Here is a 15,760-nt window from a genome sequence, read left to right as displayed (position 1 = left end):
GAGAGGCGTCACCCGGCCTGCTGCCGATGCGTACCCGAGGAAACACGTGAGCACCGAACAGACTGTCCCCGTCCCGCAGGTCCTTCATGAGGCCGGCCGCCGACGGACCTTCGCCGTGATCAGCCATCCGGACGCGGGCAAGTCCACGCTCACCGAGGCGCTGGCGCTGCACGCGCGGGCGATCACATCTGCCGGCGCGGTGCACGCCAAGGGTGACCGGCGCGGCGTGACCAGCGACTGGATGGAGTTGGAACGCGAGCGCGGTATCTCGGTGACCTCGGCCGCATTGCAGTTCGGCTATCGCGACCACGTGATGAACCTGGTCGACACCCCCGGCCACGCCGACTTCTCCGAGGACACCTACCGGGTGCTGGCCGCCGTCGACTGCGCGATCATGCTGGTCGACGCTGCCAAGGGCCTGGAGGAGCAGACCCGTAAGCTTTTCGCGGTCTGCCGCCATCGCGGCGTCCCCGTGATCACCTTCATCAACAAGTGGGACCGGCGCGGCCGGGATGCACTCACCCTGCTCGAGGACATCGAGACGCACCTCGGGATCACCCCCGTCCCGGTCGTCTGGCCGGTCGGCAACGCGGGCAACCTGCGCGGCCTGGTCGAAGCGGGGAACACCGAGCAGATGCTGCGCTACACCAAGGTGCCAGCCGGCACGCATGCTGCCCTCGAGGAGCAGCTCACCTCCGAGAAGGCCGCCGAGCAGGAGGGCGAAGCCTGGACGACCGCGCTGGAGGAACTGGAGCTGGTGCTCTCCTCCGGCCCCGGCTACGACCAGGAAGCCTTCGAGGCCGGCAAGATCAGCCCGGTCTTCTTCGGTGCCGCGCTGACCAACATCGGTGTGAAGCCCCTGCTGGACGCCGTGGTCGACCTCGCTCCGGCTCCCGGGCCCCGCCCGCTGGCCAAGGGCGGCAGCCGCGAGGTCGGCGAGGAGTTCTCCGGCCTGGTGTTCAAGATCCAGGCGAACATGGACCCGGCCCATCGCGACCGGATCGCCTTCGTCCGAGTCTGCTCCGGCGTCTTCGAGCGCGGCATGCACGTCACCCGCGCGGCCAGCGGCCGCTCCTTCGCCACCAAGTACGCGCACACCGTCTTCGGAGCCGAGCGCACCGTGGTCGACACCGCGTACCCCGGCGACGTGGTCGGCCTGATCAACGCGAGCGCGCTGCGGGTCGGCGACACCCTCCACACCGGCAAGAAGACTGAATTTCCCCCGCTGCCTGCTTTCGCCCCTGAGTACTTCGCGGTGGCACGGCCCAAGGACATCAGCCGTTCCAAGCAGTTCCGCAAGGGCGTCGCCCAACTCGATGAGGAAGGCGTGATCCAGGTGCTGGTCTCCGACCGGCGTGGCGACCAGGCGCCGGTCATGGCTGCGGTCGGCCCGATGCAGTTCGACGTGATCCTGCACCGGATGGAGCACGAGTTCTCTTCCCCGATCGCCCTCGACCAGCTCTCCTACCGCTTGGCCCGGATCACCGACGCCGACGGCGCCGCAGCCCTGGCCAAAGCCCGCCTGACCAACGGCGAGGTGCTCACCCGCCGCTCGGACGACGTGCTGCTGGCCTTGTTCGCCGACAAGTGGCACCTGAACGCCTTCCAGCGCGCCCAGCCCGACGTCCTGCTCCAGCCGCTGATCGCCACGGCGGACTGATCACCGACCTCTCGGCACGGCGGCGCCGCTTGGCACGGCGGACGGTGCATGATGCGGCCCCTGCCGGGGGTCTTCCGGCGCGCGCCGCCCCTGTGGGTGCCGATAAGTCTGTCCGTGCAGGTCATGCGGCATGTCGGTACTCGTGGAGGGTGCCGCCGAGACGGTCGCGTCCGCGGACGTCCAGTCGGGGGATCCGCCCGGGATCGGCGATCGGGACGGGCCGTGGTGTCAGTGACGTGTCCTGGTGGAGTGCGTGATGTGGGGGCGGTGGGTGATGTAGTGGTCCTCGAACTCTCGCAGTACGTGCAGGAGATGGCGCTGGTCCCAGATCAGCGTCCGGTCGAGGAGTTCGCGTCGGCATGCCCAGCGTTCCATCAACGGGGAAATTACGGGCAAAGCGCCAGGATGATCACGGCCCGCTCACCGCTGACGAATCGAGGTCGACACCGCCATCGATTGTTGACCGAACCAACACGAAGGCCGGGCCCGTCGCACTGTGTGCGACGGGCCCGGCCTTGTTGCGTAGTAGCGGGGACAGGATTTGAACCTGCGACCTCTGGGTTATGAGCCCAGCGAGCTACCGAGCTGCTCCACCCCGCGTCGGTGACACCGACTCTACGGCACTTCCCGCACAGCGCGAAATCTCATTTTCGCCGCCGCCGAGAATATGCCTGCGGCAGGTGGCGGCCGCTGCCCAGGAATCCATCATGAGCGTCACCTGCCGGATGGCTGGTCACCAGCGGACAGCTCGTACGCAATCGCCGTCTCGGAGACGAATTGGCTGCGGGCGACCGTCGCCCTGATCGTCCACCGCATGCACGGCGACCGACGCTCAGGTCGGGCGGTTCAGCTCCCGAAAGGGGCTGGACGCTGCCATCGCGTCCCACTCCCGCGCATCCGGATTCGCTGCTCGCTGTGGACTTCTCGGCCGCCGACAACGAGCCCGTAGTTCCGATTGGACGATCGCCCGCGTGACGCGTGGGGCGCCGCCTTCGCGCCTGACGCCGGCTACGTCCTTGCCGCCACCCAGCACGAGGCCCTACGCCTGGACGCCGACGGCGCGGTGCACTGGCGGATCCCCTTCACAGCCCCGGCGAACTCCTCGATCGGGCTCGCCAACTGCGCCTTCTCACTGGATGGTTCGCGCGCATGGATCTTTCGGCCGGACGCCATGCCGGGCCGGGGCGACGGCGGAGACCGCTGGCTGGTCGTGGACGCCGCCGACGGGCGGGTGATCGCCGAGTACGCCCTGCCCACGGTCGGGCAGGGCGCCCACCAGGTGGCTCACCCCGGCGGCACCGAGCTGTGCCGCTTCGCTGTCGAGCGCTTCCTGACTCCCACGGGAGCCGACGAGGACGGGAGCGCCGATGACAACGACGAGGTTGCAGAGCCCCACATCGCGTGGAGCGGCGGCTATGTTGATGCCGCCATTGCGGTGATCACCGTCGCCGGCGAGAGCGAGGACGACGGGTGGACGAGGAGGCGAAGACGTCCCTCCTCGACAAGCATTTAGGCTGCTTCGGTCATGGGCACAGCCCACTCGATGCGAACACGCTTCTCGCCGTCGAAGCGGTAGCCCTGCCGGCCCTTCGACACCCAGATCTTGTCGATGGCGAGCCGCAGAAGTTCGCGGCGGGCCGCGGGATCGGCGTCGAGGATGAAGCGGGTGGCGTTCTCCGGCTGGCCGATGAGGAAGCCGACGTCGACGTGGGTGGGGGACAGCTCCTTGAGGTGATCACGGGCCGTTGTGAGGCGGGCTTCCGCTTCGCGGACGAGGCGCGGGAAATGCTTGCCCATCTCGCCCGCGTACAGGCCGGCGGCGCGGTCGTCCGCGAGTTGGCGCACGGGGGCCTCGGCCATGGCGATCCGCTCGCGCGCGGCCGCGGCCGCGGCGGCGTCCTGCGGGTTGTTCAGGGCGCCCCAGCGCTGGCCGACCGCCGGCACCAGCGGGTCGTCCGGGTGTGCGTTGCCGAGCATCTCGCCCCAGCAGTCGAAGACGTAGCCCTCCAGGGCCGTGATCGAGACGAGCGCGGGGCAGGGACAGAACAGCCCCGCCGCGTGGCGTGAGCAGCGGTAGTACTTCCCGCCGACCTGCATGGGACCCAGGCAGCCCGGGCATCCGGACAGACCGGTGAGTGTGTGGTGGGCTCGGCCGACGCGTGGGCCGCCCGTGTTGTGCCCGCTGAGCGCGGCGCGGGCCCGCATCACCAGTTCTTCGGGGAGCGGGGCGCACTCGTCGGCCATCACGCGGACACGGTCACCGTCGGCGTTCCGGTACTCGCGAGGCTGGTAGCGGTTGCCGTCACCGGGCATCGGCATCCAGCCGAGGTGGACCGGGTTGCGTGCGATGGCGATGACCGCGCCCGGGCGCCAGGGACCGCCTTCCGGGGCATCGATGCCTTCGCCGGTGAGTATTCGGGCAAGAGCTCGCGCGGGGACGGGCTCTTCTGCGCCGCGGATGGCACCGCCGGCCAGGTCGGTGACGATGCGCTCGACGACCGGCCACTTGTCGTCGTGACGCAGCTTGCGGTCCGTTCCGGCCTCAAGGCCGAACGGCGCGCGGCCGGACCACCGTCCGGTCTCGCGCTGGCGCGCCTTGGTGGTCTTGACGTTGTGCTCAGCCGCTGGGAGAACTCGCGGGCCTGTTCGGCGCGGTCGGTGATCCACCGACGATCGCGCTCGATCGAGCTGTCCAGGCCCTCGTAGTCGAAGATGACCCGGGCCTTGCCCAGGACCGGACCGATCTCGTCGATCCCCTTGCGGGTGAAGCGGTCCATGGCGAAGTTCCACAGGCAGGGCACCTCGCTGTTCATGACCGCGGCGAGAGCCTTATCGAACTCCGGGCGGACGACGTCCGACCAGGCGGACAGGTTGTCCACCCAGACCTTTCGCACCCGCTTGCCCTCGCGTGCCGCCCACGCGCGGCCGGCAGCCTCCTGCGCTTCCACGGAGAACAGGTCGCGCGGATCGGCGTTGCGGACGACCTGGGACTTCCGGAGATAGAGATCGACTTCCTGCACGGCAAACGGCCCTCCTCGAACCGGCCCATCTGGGGTGGAGGGGACATGTTTGCGTGTTTTCCGGCCGTCGCCGGGAACGAGACCGTCCGCAACGGCCTGCCCGGCGGCCTGTACACCCTGCTCGGCCAGCCTGAGCAGTACCAACTGCTGTGCGCGAACCCGAACCTGGTGCCCTCCGCCGTCGAGGAGATGCTGCGCCACTGGGCGCCGGTGACGGACTTCCGCCGCACGGCGACGCGGGACATGGAGCTGGGCGGCCGGACGATCCGGCGGGGCGACAAGGTGGTGGTCTACCACGCCTCCGCCAACCGGGACGCGGCGGTGTTCCCTGACCCGGACCGCTTCGACATCACCCGCAGCCCGAACGACCACGTGAGCTTCGGCCACGGCCCGCACTTCTGCCTCGGTGCCCAACTCGCCCGGCTCCAGCTGCGATCGATGCTGCGCCGGCTGATCGAGCGCCTGCCCGGGCTCGCGCTGGTGCCGGGCCGGCCGCCGCGGCACCTGGTCTCCAACTTCCAGAACGGCCTCAAGTCGCTGCCGGTCCAGTGGACTTAGAAGGGACGCGCCTCGTCGGCCGGTACGGCCGGTGCCCCCGGAGGCGCCGGCCCGGTGAGCCCTCCGGGCGGCCGGCCGCGGCCGGCGCGGCCGTTCGGCTAGGCGCGCCCTCCGGCCTGGTCGCCGTTCCCGGTGCGGGCGGTGACCAGGCCGGACTCGTAGGCCGCGATGACCGCCTGGGCGCGGTCCCGGACGTCGAGCTTGCCGAAGATGCTGGTGATGTAGTTCTTCACCGTCGACACGCTGATGTCCAGGGCCAGCGAGATCGCGGTGTTGTCGAGGCCAGTGGCGATCAGCCGCCACACCTCGACCTCCCGGGGCGTGAGGTCGTCCGTGCCGGTGGCGGCGGCCGGCGGCGCGGCGGTGGCGCCCGGAGTCCGGACGTAGGCGGAGATCAGCCGGGTGAGCAGCCTCGGAGCGACCACCGCCTCCCCGGCGTGCACGGTCCGGATCGCCGTGGCCAGCTCCTCCGGGGAGACGTCCTTGGGCAGGAACCCGTGGGCACCGGCGCGCAGCGCGGCGACCACGTACTCGTCCATGTCGAAGGTGCTGAGGGCGAGCACCCGGCAGCCGGGCAGGACGCGGGCGAGCTCCCCGGTCGCGCCGACGCCGTCCAGGACGGGCATCCGGATGTCCATCACCACGACGTCGGGGCGCAGCCGGAGGGCGGCGGCGACGGCCCGCTCCCCGTCCTCGGCCTCGCCGACCACCTCGAAGGACGGGTCGGGGAAGAGGATCAGGGACAGGCCGCGGCGGACCAGCGGCTGGTCGTCGACGATGAGCACCTTGATCGCCGGGGTCGGCCCGGCGCCGTCGGTGCCGGTGGTGGCGGCGGTGGCGTTGCCGGTGCCGTCGGCACGGCTGGTCGGGTCGGTCATCGGCCCGCCCCGCCGTGCTGGACGGCCGCCTCGGACGATTCGGCGGAGCTCAGCGGCAGCTCGGCCACCACGGCGAAGCCGCCGCCCGACTGCGGGCCGGTCTCCAGGGTGCCGCCGTGCAGGGCGACGCGCTCGCGCATGCCGATCAGGCCGTACCCCGTCCGGCCCGCACCCGGGGCGCACTCCGGCGGGGGCGCGCCGCCGCCGTCGTCCCGCACCTCGACGGTGACCCGGTCCGGGTGGTACGCCAGGCGGACGGAGGCCCGGGCGGGGCCGGCGTACTTGCGGGCGTTGGTGAGGCCCTCCTGGACGATCCGGAACACGGTCAGGCCGACGGTGGGCGGCAGCGGGCGCCGGGGCCCGTCGACGGTGAACTCGGTCGACAGCCCGGCCAGGCAGGACTCGTCCACCAGCCGGTCGAGTTCGTCCGCCCCGGGCTGGGGCAGCGGCGGGGCGGTGTCCGGTTCGTCGCCGGTCCGCAGGACGTTCAGCAGCTGGCGCATCTCGCGCAGGGCCAGCCGTCCCGAGGACTCCAGGGTGACCAGGGCGTCCCGGACCACCTCCGGCCTGCCGAGGTTGGCCCGGGCGCCGCCGGCCATCAGCTGCATGGTGGTGATGTGGTGGGCCACGATGTCGTGCAGCTCCCGGGCGATGCGGCGGCGCTCCTCGGCGACCGCGCGGTCTGCCAGCAGTTGGCGGTTGGCGGCCACCTCCCGCTGCCAGCGCGAGACCGCCAGACCGGCGCCGCCCACCAGGGCGGCGGAGAAGGGCGCGGCGACGACCCCCTCCCAGGTCAGGGAGTGGAAGTGACCCTGGCTCAGCGGCGTGACCACCGCCGTCGCCGCGCCGGCGGCCACCGTGACCCGGACGGTGCAGTTGCGGCCGACCGAGTACAGGGCGACGCTCAGGACGGCGCCGAAGCGGGTGCCGGCCGGGGCGGTGGAGAGTTCGACGGCCGTCTGGAGCACCAGGACGGCGGCGAGCGCCGGCACCGGGCGGCTGCGCCGGGCCAGCAGCGGCAGGCCCGAGAGGGCGACCAGGGTGAAGACCGGCACGGCGATGCCCTGGCCGTCGGCGATCCGACCGAGGAGCAGGTACCCGATCAGGTCGATCGTGCCGGCGCCGACGGCCACCAGGGCGTCGCCCTGGGTCCACGGCAGCCCGTCCGTCCACCGTCCCGGCAGTCCGCCGGCCCATCGCGCGGGCCGCCCGCCGGTCCACCGCCCGGGCCGCCCGTCGACGCCGTTCGCCGTCCGTTCCCCCGGCGGGCCGTCGGTACCCGCGGCCGCCCCGGCGCGCTGACGCCCGTTCATCTGGTCCTCCCGGCTGATCACTGACGCAGCCATTCTGGCATCGGCCCTCCAGCCCGGACGTGGTCCCCGCGGCCGACGCCGGGAGGGCGGACCAGGACCACGGTCCTGGTTCCGTACCGGGTGGAGGACCGCGGGCCCCGGCGCGGATCGTCCGCTGCCCGGACGCCCGGGACCCCCTCGCCCTGATGGTCTGGAGACAGGCCGGGAACCCCCGGCGCCGACACCGACGTTCGCGTCCATCAGCCGGAGGAATCGTGATCCGCGCACTGACCGGATTCTCCACCAGACACGCGTGGAAGGTCATCGCCGTCTGGGCGGTACTGGGCATGGGGCTGAGCGTCCTGGCACCGATGCTGATGTCCCGGGTGACCGGGTCCCAGAGCGGGGACTTCCTGCCGCGCAGCTACGACTCGGCCGCCGCGCTGCGCATCGCCGAGGACAACTTCGGCGTGAAGCCGGACGCCACCACGGTCACGGTGCTGGTCGCCCGGACCGACGGCGGGGCGCTCACCGCCGCCGACCAGCAGAAGGTCGAGGCCGGGGCGGCGAAGCTCGCCGAGCGCCGGGTCGTCATGCCGAGGAAGGAGGACGAGCCGAAGTTCCTCGTGCCCGACCACTCCCAGACGCCCCGGATCGCGCCCGCCATGGTGGCGCCCGACCGGACCTTCGAACTGCTCTCGGTCGAGCTGACCGGCAACGCGACGGAGGAGGGGGTGCAGGGCGTCTACAAGGCCTTCCGGGACGACGCCCGCGCGCGCTTCGCCGACCTCGGGATGCGTACCGGGTTCACCGGCGGCCTGGCCCAGGCCGCCGACAGCACCGACGCCAACCGGACCGCCGCGATGATCGGCAGCGCCCTCGTGACGGTGCTGATCGTCCTGCTCAACGTGCTGGTGTTCCGCAGCGTGCTCGCGGCCGTGCTGCCGCTGCTCGCGGTCGCCGTGATCGGCGGCGCGGCCGGCGGAGCCGTGGCGGGCGCGGCGGCGCTCGCCGGTCTGAAGCTGGACGCCTCCACCCCGGGCCTGATCTCCGTGGTCCTGCTCGGCATCGGCGTCGACTACCTGCTGTTCCTGCTCTTCCGGTTCCGCGAGCAACTGCGGGCGCGGCCCGACCAGCCCGCCCGGGAGGCGGCCGCCGAGGTGGCGGGCCGGGTGGGCACCGCGATCACCTCCGCGGCGCTGACCATCGTCGCCGCCTTCGCCACCCTGGGCGTGGCGACCTTCGGCCAGTTCCGTTCGCTCGGCCCGGCCATCGCCGTCGCCGTGCTGGTCATGCTGCTGGGCAGCCTCACCCTGATGCCCGCCCTGCTCGCCGCCTGCGGCCGCGGGATGTTCTGGCCCTCGCGCGGTCTGCGGCAGGTTCCGCGGGAGGGCGTCGCCGCCCGCTTCGGCGGCCTCGTCGCCCGCCGGCCGCTGGCGCTGCTGGCGGCCTCCGTCGCCCTGCTCGGCGCGCTGGCCGCCGGCACGGTCGGGCTCCGGATGGACTACAGCCTGGCGGACGGCTCCACGACGGCGGCCGCGGCCACCGCCGCGGAGATCTCCCGCGCCCTGCCGGCCGGCGTCTCCGACCCGACGACCGTCTACCTCGTCGCCCAGGACGGCCGCACCCTCGACACCGGCCGGTTCGACGGCCTCTCCCGGGCCCTGACCGGGGTCGAGGGCGTCGGCCAGGTGGGCCGGACCGTCCTCAACGAGGACCACCGCGCCGCCCGGATCGAGGTCTACCTGAACGCCGACCCGCAGAGCCAGCGGGCCCGCGACCTGGCCTCCGGCCCGGTCCGTGCCGCGGTCGCCGCGCACACCCCGCCCGGGACCAGCGCCCACGTCGGCGGCACGGCGGCGGTCTTCGCCGACATCTCCACCGCCGTCGACCACGACCTGACCGTGGTCTTCCCCGTCGCGGCCGCCCTGATCGCCCTGATCCTGCTGCTGCTCCTGCGCAGCCTGCTGGCCCCGGTGGTCCTGATGCTCGCCGTCGGCCTCGGGTTCGCCGCCACCCTCGGCGCCGCCACGCTGCTGTTCCAGCACGGCCTGGGCGAGCCGGGCGTCGCCTTCACGCTCCCGCTGGTGCTGTTCCTGTTCGTCGTCGCCCTGGGCACCGACTACAACATCCTCGTCACCGACCGCATCCGTGAGGAGATGCGGCGGCCCGGTGCGCCCCGCGCCGCCGTGGCCCGGGCCGTCCGGCACACCGCCCCGGCCGTCGCCACGGCCGGTCTCGTCCTGGCCGGTTCCTTCGCCACCCTGGCGACCACCCCGGGCAGCGAGCAGATCGCCTTCTCGCTGACCCTCGGCATCCTGCTCTCCGCCCTGGTCCTCTCGCTCGGCGTGGTCCCGGCCCTGGCCGCTCTCCTCGGCCGCTCCCTCTGGTGGCCCCTGCGCCCCACCCCGGCCGCCCCGACCACGACGGTGCCGGACACCGCCTCGGCACCGGACACCGTTTCGGCCCCGGTGGCCGCCCCGCGCCCGGCCCCGGACCGTCTCGGCACCCGCTGAGCACACCGGTCGCACCGGTCGCACCGGTCTCCACCGAGGCGTTCCCTCCCGGGGACCCTTCGGGCCCGGCCCCGAGCCGGGCCCGAAGGGTCCCCGGCGTCATGGCCGCCGCGGTGCCCGGCCCCTCACTCGAAGCGCGCGGGGTCGCCGGCCCCGCGTCGGACGATCTCCGGCTCGCCGCTGGAGTAGTCGACGACCGTCGTCGGCACCGTGCCGCAGTCGCCCGAATCCAGCACGGCGTCCAGCACGTGGTCGAGCCGCTCCTTGATCTCCCACCCCTGGGTCATCGGCTCGTCCTCGCCGGGGAGGAGCAGGGTGCTGGAGACCAGCGGCTCACCGAGTTCGGCGAGCAGGGCCCGGGTGACGGCGTGATCGGGGATCCGCACCCCGACCGTCTTCTTCTTCGGGTGCATCAGGCGGCGCGGCACCTCCTTGGTGGCGGGGAGGATGAAGGTGTAGCTGCCCGGCGTCGAGGCCTTGACGGCGCGGAAGACGTCGTTGTCGATGTGGACGAACTGGCCCAGCTGGGCGAAGTCCATGCACATCAGCGTGAAGTGGTGGCGGTCGTCGAGACGCCGGATCGACCGGATCCGTTCGAGGCCGTCGCGGTTCTCCAGGCGACAGCCCAGGGCGAAACAGGAGTCGGTCGGGTACGCGATGAGGTTCCCGGACCGGAGACCGGCGGCCACGGTGCCGATGGTGCGCGGCTGGGGGGACTCTGGATGCACGTCGAAGTACTTCGCCATTGGCCGACCCTACGGGATCCCGGTCGTCGACCGGTGCAGCCGTCGCGTTCCACCCCCGGTGCCCGGGGCCGCGTCCCGCCGCCGGTGCCCGGGGCCGCGCCGCCGGGCACCGTCCCGCGTCCGGCCGGCCGCCGGGGCGATCAGCCCGCGCAGTCCGGGCAGAGCCCCCGGTAGGTGACCTCCGCCTGCACCACGGCGAACCCGAAGCGCTGTTCGGCCGGAAGGTCGGAGAGCGGATTGCCCCGCGGGTGGACGTCGCGGATGGCGCCGCAGCCGTTGCAGATCAGGTGCTGGTGCGGGTGGTGGGCGTTCGGGTCGTAGCGCTTGGCGCGCCCGTCGGTGGCCACCTCGACGACCTCGCCCAGGGTGACCAGTTCACCGAGCGTGTTGTAGACCGTCGCCCGGGAGATCTCCGGGAGGCGCTCCGCCGCCCGGGCGTGCACCTCGTCGGCGGTCAGGTGCACGTGCTCGCCGTCCAGGACCTCGGCCACGACACGCCGCTGGGAGGTGAGGCGCCAGCCGCGCCCGCGCAGCCGCTCCAGCAGGTCACTCATATCGGTTCACCTATTCAGGTCAAGGGGAGGACCGGAGTTTACCAATTCACTTCCGGTGCCTTCCGGTTCCCGATCGGATATGGCTTTGGTGTCTTTCTTGACTTGGATTCCGTCCATCGTAGGATCGGCTCCGGCGCTAGCCTGGGTGGCAGCAGCACGTGACTCCCGTCACTGCCGTGCGCAACGGCGGGCAGTGACAGCAGTGGCAACACGCGGCGCGCCAGGACCAGACAGCAGCAGTAGGTGCCGTAGGTAGCAGATGAAGACACCGTGATCCGCCTTGTGAGGGAAGGATTCCCATGTCTGACAACCACGATGCAACCGGCGTAGAGGCGAACGCGGAGGGCTGCCCGGTGAACCACGGGCGGGCGCCGCACCCCACCCAGGGCGGCGGGAACCGCCAGTGGTGGCCGGAACGGCTCAACCTGAAGATCCTCGCGAAGAACCCGGCGGTGGCCAATCCGCTCGGCGGCGGATTCGACTACGCCGAGGCCTTCAAGACCCTCGACCTCCCGGCCGTCAAGCGGGACATCCAGGAGGCCCTCTCCACCTCGAAGGACTGGTGGCCGGCCGACTTCGGCTACTACGGCCCCTTCATCATCCGGATGGCCTGGCACAGCGCCGGCACCTACCGGATCAGTGACGGCCGCGGCGGCGCCGGCGGCGGCCAGCAGCGCTTCGCCCCGCTGAACAGCTGGCCCGACAACGCCAGCCTCGACAAGGCCCGCCGCCTGCTGTGGCCGGTGAAGAAGAAGTACGGGCGCGCCCTGTCCTGGGCCGACCTGATCATCCTGTCCGGCAACGTGGCCCTGGAGGGCATGGGCTTCGCCACCTTCGGCTTCGGCGGCGGCCGGGTCGACGAGTGGGAGCCGGACGAGGACGTCTACTGGGGCCCGGAGACCACCTGGCTCGGCGACGAGCGCTACACCGGCGACCGCGAGCTGGAGAACCCGCTCGCCGCCGTCCAGATGGGCCTGATCTACGTCAACCCCGAGGGCCCCAACGGCAACCCGGACCCGATCGCCGCCGCCCGCGACATCCGCGAGACCTTCTACCGGATGGCGATGGACGACGAGGAGACCGTCGCGCTGATCGCCGGCGGCCACACCTTCGGCAAGACCCACGGCGCCGGCCCGGCCGACAGCGTTGGCCCGGCCCCCGAGGACGCCCCGATCGAGCAGCAGGGCCTCGGCTGGAAGAGCACCTTCGGCACCGGCGTCGGCGGCGACGCGATCACCAGCGGTCTGGAGGGCACCTGGACGCCCACCCCGATCACCTGGGACAACAGCTTCTTCGAGACGCTGTTCGGCTACGAGTGGGAGCTCACCGAGAGCCCGGCCGGCGCGCACCAGTGGAAGCCCAAGGACGGCGGCGGCGAGGGCACCGTCCCGGACGCCCACGACCCGGCCAAGCGGCACGTGCCGATCATGCTCACCACGGACCTGTCGCTGCGCTTCGACCCGGTCTACGAGCCGATCTCCCGGCGCTTCCTGGAGAACCCGGAGGAGTTCGCCGACGCCTTCGCCCGCGCCTGGTACAAGCTGACCCACCGCGACATGGGCCCGGTGGTCCGCTACCTCGGCCCCGAGGTCCCGAGCGAGCACCTGCTCTGGCAGGACCCGCTGCCGGGGGTCACGTACCGGCCGATCGGCGCGGCCGACGTCGCCGACCTCAAGCGGCGGATCAACGCCACCGGCCTGTCGGTGTCCGAACTGGTCTCCACCGCCTGGGCGGCGGCCTCCTCCTTCCGCTCCAGCGACAAGCGCGGCGGCGCCAACGGCGGCCGCATCCGGCTCCAGCCGCAGATCGGCTGGGAGGTCAACGAGCCCGACCGGCTGGCCACGGTGCTGCGCGCCCTGGAAGGCGTGCAGCACGAGTTCGACGCGCAGGCCGGCGACAAGCGGGTCTCGCTCGCGGACCTGGTGGTGCTGGCCGGCGGCGTCGGCATCGAGCAGGCCGCCAGGGCGGCCGGGCTGGCCGTCGAGGTGCCGTTCGCGCCCGGCCGGGTGGACGCGCCGCAGGAGCTGACCGACACCGAGTCCTTCGCCGCGCTGGAGCCCAAGGCGGACGGCTTCCGCAACTGGGTCGGCAAGGGCAACCGGCTGCCGGCCGAGTACCTGCTGCTCGACAAGGCCAACCTGCTGGGCGTCAGCGCGCCCGAGCTGACCGTCCTGGTCGGTGGCCTGCGCGTGCTGGGCGCCAACCACGGCGGGTCCACGCACGGTGTGCTCACCGGGACCCCCGGCGTGCTGACGAACGACTACTTCGTCAACCTGCTGGACCTGGACACCAGTTGGAAGGCCACCTCGGAGGACGCCCACACCTTCGAGGGCCGGGACGGTTCGGGCCGGGTGCGCTGGACCGGCACCCGCGCCGACCTGGTCTTCGGCTCGAACGCCGAACTGCGGGCCGTCGCCGAGGTGTACGCGGCCGACGACGCCAAGGAGAAGTTCGTCGAGGACTTCGTCGCGGCCTGGGTCAAGGTCATGAACGCGGACCGCTTCGACCTCCGCTGATCCGCGGCGCCTGACGACGGGAGCCCGGGGCGGCAAGGCCCCGGGCTCCCGTCGCGCGTCACCGGCCCCCGGCCGGATCGGCGACGGATCCCACGCTGACCAGCCCGGTCTCGTACGCCGCGACCACCACCTGGGCCCGGTCCCGCAGGCCCAGCTTGCCGAGGATCCGGGCCACGTGCGTCTTCACCGTCGCCTCGGACAGCCCCAGCCGGGCGGCGAGTTCGGCGTTGCTGAGGCCGCGGGCGAGCAGCCCCGTCACCTCCAGCTCGCGCGGGGTGAGCGTGCCCAGCTCCCGGTGCGGGGCGGCGGCGGGGCCGGCCGGGCTCTCCGGGCGGGCGAAGCGCTCGACCAGACGGCGGGTGATCGCCGGGGCGAGCAGCGCGTCCCCGGTGCGGACCAGCCGGACGGCGGCCGCCAGGTGCTCCGGTGTGACGTCCTTCAGCAGGAAGCCACTGGCCCCGGCGGCCATCGCCGCGTAGACGTAGTGGTCGAGGTCGAAGGTGGTCAGCATGATGATCCGCGGCGGCTCCTGCGCGCCGTCCGCCAGGATCCGGCGGGCGGCCTCCAGCCCGTCCAGGCCGGGCATCCGGATGTCCATCAGCACCACGTCCGGCCGGCAGCGGCGGACGGCGGCGACGGCCTGCTCGCCGTCCTCGGCCTCGGCCACCACCTCGATGCCCTCCGACTCCAGGATCAGCCGGAACCCGGTGCGGACCAGGGCCTGGTCATCGGCGACCACCACCCGCAGCGGCTGCTCGGTCATGAACTCTCCAGGGGAATCAGGGCCTTGACGCGGTAGCCGCCGCGCGGCCGGGGGTCGGTGTGCAGGGTGCCGCCGTAGACGGCGAGGCGTTCGCGCAGGCCGAGCAGGCCGCGTCCGTTGCCGGTGGCGGCGGCGCCGGTGGGGCGGCCTCCGGTGTCGGTGACCTCCACCAGCAGCCGGTCGGGGGCGTACTCGACGGTCACCGCGGCGCGGGCGCCGCCCGCGTGCTTGACGGTGTTGGTGAGCGCCTCCTGGACGACCCGGTAGGCGGCCAGCTCGACCCCGGGCGGGACGGCGCGGCGCTCGCCGCGGACGGTCAGCTCGACCGGCAGCCCGGCCTGCCGGACGCCGTGGACCAGCGTCTCCAGCCGGCCGAGGCCCGGCTGCGGGCTGAGGCCGGCCCCGGCGGCCGGGTTGTCGGCGCTCTCCGAGTCGATGGTCAACAGGCCCATCACGTGCCGGAGTTCGGTCATCGCCGCGCGGCCGCCGGACTCCACCGCGAGCATCGCCTCGCGGGCCCTCTCCGGCGCGGTGTCCAGGATCTTGCGGGCCGCCCCGGCCTGGATCGTCATCATGCTCACGTTGTGGGTGACGACATCGTGCAACTCCCGGGCGATCCTGGCCCGTTCGAGCTCCACCGCGCGCTGCAGCGCGGCCAGCTGCTCGCGTTCCAGGGTGGAGAGCCGCTCCCGCCCCTCCTCCACCCGGCGGCGCCACATCCGCAGTTCGTACGCGACCGCGAACACCGGCACCAGGAGCAGGACGGCGATCACCCCGTTGGGGAAGTGCGGCAGTTTGGCCGCGGAGAAGAGCACCACCAGGGCGGCGGTGGCGGCCGGCAGGCCGAGCAGCAGGGCCCGGGGGCGGCGCCCGTACGCGGCGGCGCTGTACGCGGCGACGACCACCGCCACGCCCGCCGAGTACGCGATGTCCTGCGACTGGTGCCGGACCAGCAGCGCGGCCGGCAGCACCGTCCACAGCACCGCCAGCGGGTAGCGGCGGCGCAGGACCAGCGGCAGCGGGACGAGCGGCACCACCAGCAGCAGCCAGGACAGCGCCGTCCCGTGCGGGCCGCCCGCGATGGTCGCGTAGCGCCCGCCGGTGAAGGCGAGGAAGAGGGCCAGGGCCACGTCGAAGGCCTGGCCGCGCCGGGTCGGCCGGGGCGGCGGCGCGGTGCCCGGGCCGTCGGCCGGGCGGACCGCCGCGCGCAGCCGGCGCACCGTCGGATGGTTGATCACCGGGACATTGTGGGGGCCA

The 15,760-nt window shown here is 72.8% G+C and carries 13 protein-coding genes, 1 tRNA gene and 1 pseudogene; 5 read left to right on the top strand and 10 right to left on the bottom strand.

Annotation, left to right across the window (positions count from 1 at the left end; genetic code table 11):
* Nucleotides 1–46: 46 nt before the first annotated feature.
* Complete coding sequence (locus ACFVUY_RS28440) at nucleotides 47–1,660, top strand: peptide chain release factor 3 (RefSeq protein ID WP_387734553.1); 1,614 nt, start codon at nucleotides 47–49, stop codon at nucleotides 1,658–1,660.
* A gap of 228 nt (nucleotides 1,661–1,888) precedes the next feature.
* Here the strand turns inward: ACFVUY_RS28440 and ACFVUY_RS28435 are convergent, their stop codons facing one another.
* Together ACFVUY_RS28435 and ACFVUY_RS28430 are read right to left on the bottom strand one after the other, a co-directional pair.
* Nucleotides 1,889–2,035: a hypothetical protein gene (locus ACFVUY_RS28435; protein WP_387734550.1), complete on the bottom strand. Its 147-nt coding sequence runs from the start codon at nucleotides 2,033–2,035 to the stop codon at nucleotides 1,889–1,891.
* Nucleotides 2,036–2,186: 151 nt separating this feature from the next.
* Nucleotides 2,187–2,260 (bottom strand) — tRNA-Met (locus ACFVUY_RS28430).
* A gap of 355 nt (nucleotides 2,261–2,615) precedes the next feature.
* On the opposite strand from ACFVUY_RS28430, the gene ACFVUY_RS28425 reads away from it, so the two are divergent.
* A complete protein-coding gene (locus ACFVUY_RS28425) occupies nucleotides 2,616–3,173 on the top strand; it encodes a hypothetical protein (protein WP_387734547.1) in 558 nt (185 codons plus the stop codon).
* Here ACFVUY_RS28425 and ACFVUY_RS28420 read toward each other — a convergent pair.
* Complete coding sequence (locus ACFVUY_RS28420; protein WP_387734653.1) at nucleotides 3,170–3,907, bottom strand: hypothetical protein; 738 nt, start codon at nucleotides 3,905–3,907, stop codon at nucleotides 3,170–3,172. The genes ACFVUY_RS28425 and ACFVUY_RS28420 overlap by 4 nt on opposite strands.
* Before the next feature lie 81 nt (nucleotides 3,908–3,988).
* Nucleotides 3,989–4,327, bottom strand: a pseudogene (locus ACFVUY_RS28415) (hypothetical protein); the annotation flags it as partial.
* A 398-nt stretch (nucleotides 4,328–4,725) separates the two neighbouring features.
* On the opposite strand from ACFVUY_RS28415, the gene ACFVUY_RS28410 reads away from it, so the two are divergent.
* Nucleotides 4,726–5,238 carry a cytochrome P450 gene (locus tag ACFVUY_RS28410; protein ID WP_387734544.1) on the top strand — a complete coding sequence of 171 codons (513 nt, stop codon included), beginning with the start codon at nucleotides 4,726–4,728 and terminating at the stop codon, nucleotides 5,236–5,238.
* Nucleotides 5,239–5,336: 98 nt separating this feature from the next.
* On the opposite strand, the gene ACFVUY_RS28405 is transcribed toward ACFVUY_RS28410, so the two are convergent.
* Together ACFVUY_RS28405 and ACFVUY_RS28400 are read right to left on the bottom strand one after the other, a co-directional pair.
* The gene (locus ACFVUY_RS28405; RefSeq protein ID WP_387734541.1) at nucleotides 5,337–6,116 is read right to left on the bottom strand and encodes a response regulator; all 780 of its coding nucleotides are present in this window, start codon (nucleotides 6,114–6,116) and stop codon (nucleotides 5,337–5,339) included.
* Nucleotides 6,113–7,429 carry a sensor histidine kinase gene (locus tag ACFVUY_RS28400; RefSeq protein WP_387734538.1) on the bottom strand — a complete coding sequence of 439 codons (1,317 nt, stop codon included), beginning with the start codon at nucleotides 7,427–7,429 and terminating at the stop codon, nucleotides 6,113–6,115. Before ACFVUY_RS28400 ends, ACFVUY_RS28405 begins: the two co-directional genes overlap by 4 nt.
* A gap of 254 nt (nucleotides 7,430–7,683) precedes the next feature.
* On the opposite strand from ACFVUY_RS28400, the gene ACFVUY_RS28395 reads away from it, so the two are divergent.
* A complete protein-coding gene (locus ACFVUY_RS28395) occupies nucleotides 7,684–9,924 on the top strand; it encodes an MMPL family transporter (RefSeq protein WP_387734536.1) in 2,241 nt (746 codons plus the stop codon).
* A gap of 125 nt (nucleotides 9,925–10,049) precedes the next feature.
* Here ACFVUY_RS28395 and ACFVUY_RS28390 read toward each other — a convergent pair whose 3' ends face one another.
* Entirely contained in the window at nucleotides 10,050–10,670 is a 621-nt protein-coding gene (locus tag ACFVUY_RS28390; RefSeq protein ID WP_387734534.1) for an L-threonylcarbamoyladenylate synthase, read from the bottom strand.
* Between the two features lie 140 nt (nucleotides 10,671–10,810).
* Entirely contained in the window at nucleotides 10,811–11,224 is a 414-nt protein-coding gene (locus ACFVUY_RS28385) for a Fur family transcriptional regulator (protein ID WP_387688511.1), read from the bottom strand.
* A gap of 299 nt (nucleotides 11,225–11,523) precedes the next feature.
* Here ACFVUY_RS28385 and katG point away from each other — a divergent pair, with 299 nt between their 5' ends.
* Nucleotides 11,524–13,740, top strand: a complete 2,217-nt coding sequence (gene katG / locus ACFVUY_RS28380; RefSeq protein WP_387734532.1) for a catalase/peroxidase HPI — start codon at nucleotides 11,524–11,526, stop codon at nucleotides 13,738–13,740.
* A gap of 58 nt (nucleotides 13,741–13,798) precedes the next feature.
* Here the strand turns inward: katG and ACFVUY_RS28375 are convergent, their stop codons facing one another.
* Both ACFVUY_RS28375 and ACFVUY_RS28370 read right to left on the bottom strand, forming a co-directional pair.
* Nucleotides 13,799–14,503: a response regulator gene (locus ACFVUY_RS28375; protein WP_387688507.1), complete on the bottom strand. Its 705-nt coding sequence runs from the start codon at nucleotides 14,501–14,503 to the stop codon at nucleotides 13,799–13,801.
* Nucleotides 14,500–15,738: a sensor histidine kinase gene (locus ACFVUY_RS28370; protein WP_387734643.1), complete on the bottom strand. Its 1,239-nt coding sequence runs from the start codon at nucleotides 15,736–15,738 to the stop codon at nucleotides 14,500–14,502. Before ACFVUY_RS28370 ends, ACFVUY_RS28375 begins: the two co-directional genes overlap by 4 nt.
* Nucleotides 15,739–15,760: the final 22 nt, after the last annotated feature.

This window comes from Kitasatospora sp. NPDC058063, assembly GCF_042885395.1.
GTDB classification, from domain to species: Bacteria; Actinomycetota; Actinomycetes; order Streptomycetales; family Streptomycetaceae; genus Kitasatospora; species Kitasatospora lactacystinica.
Note: the sequence above shows the minus strand (reverse complement) of the source record. Positions and strands in the feature narration are given on the sequence as shown.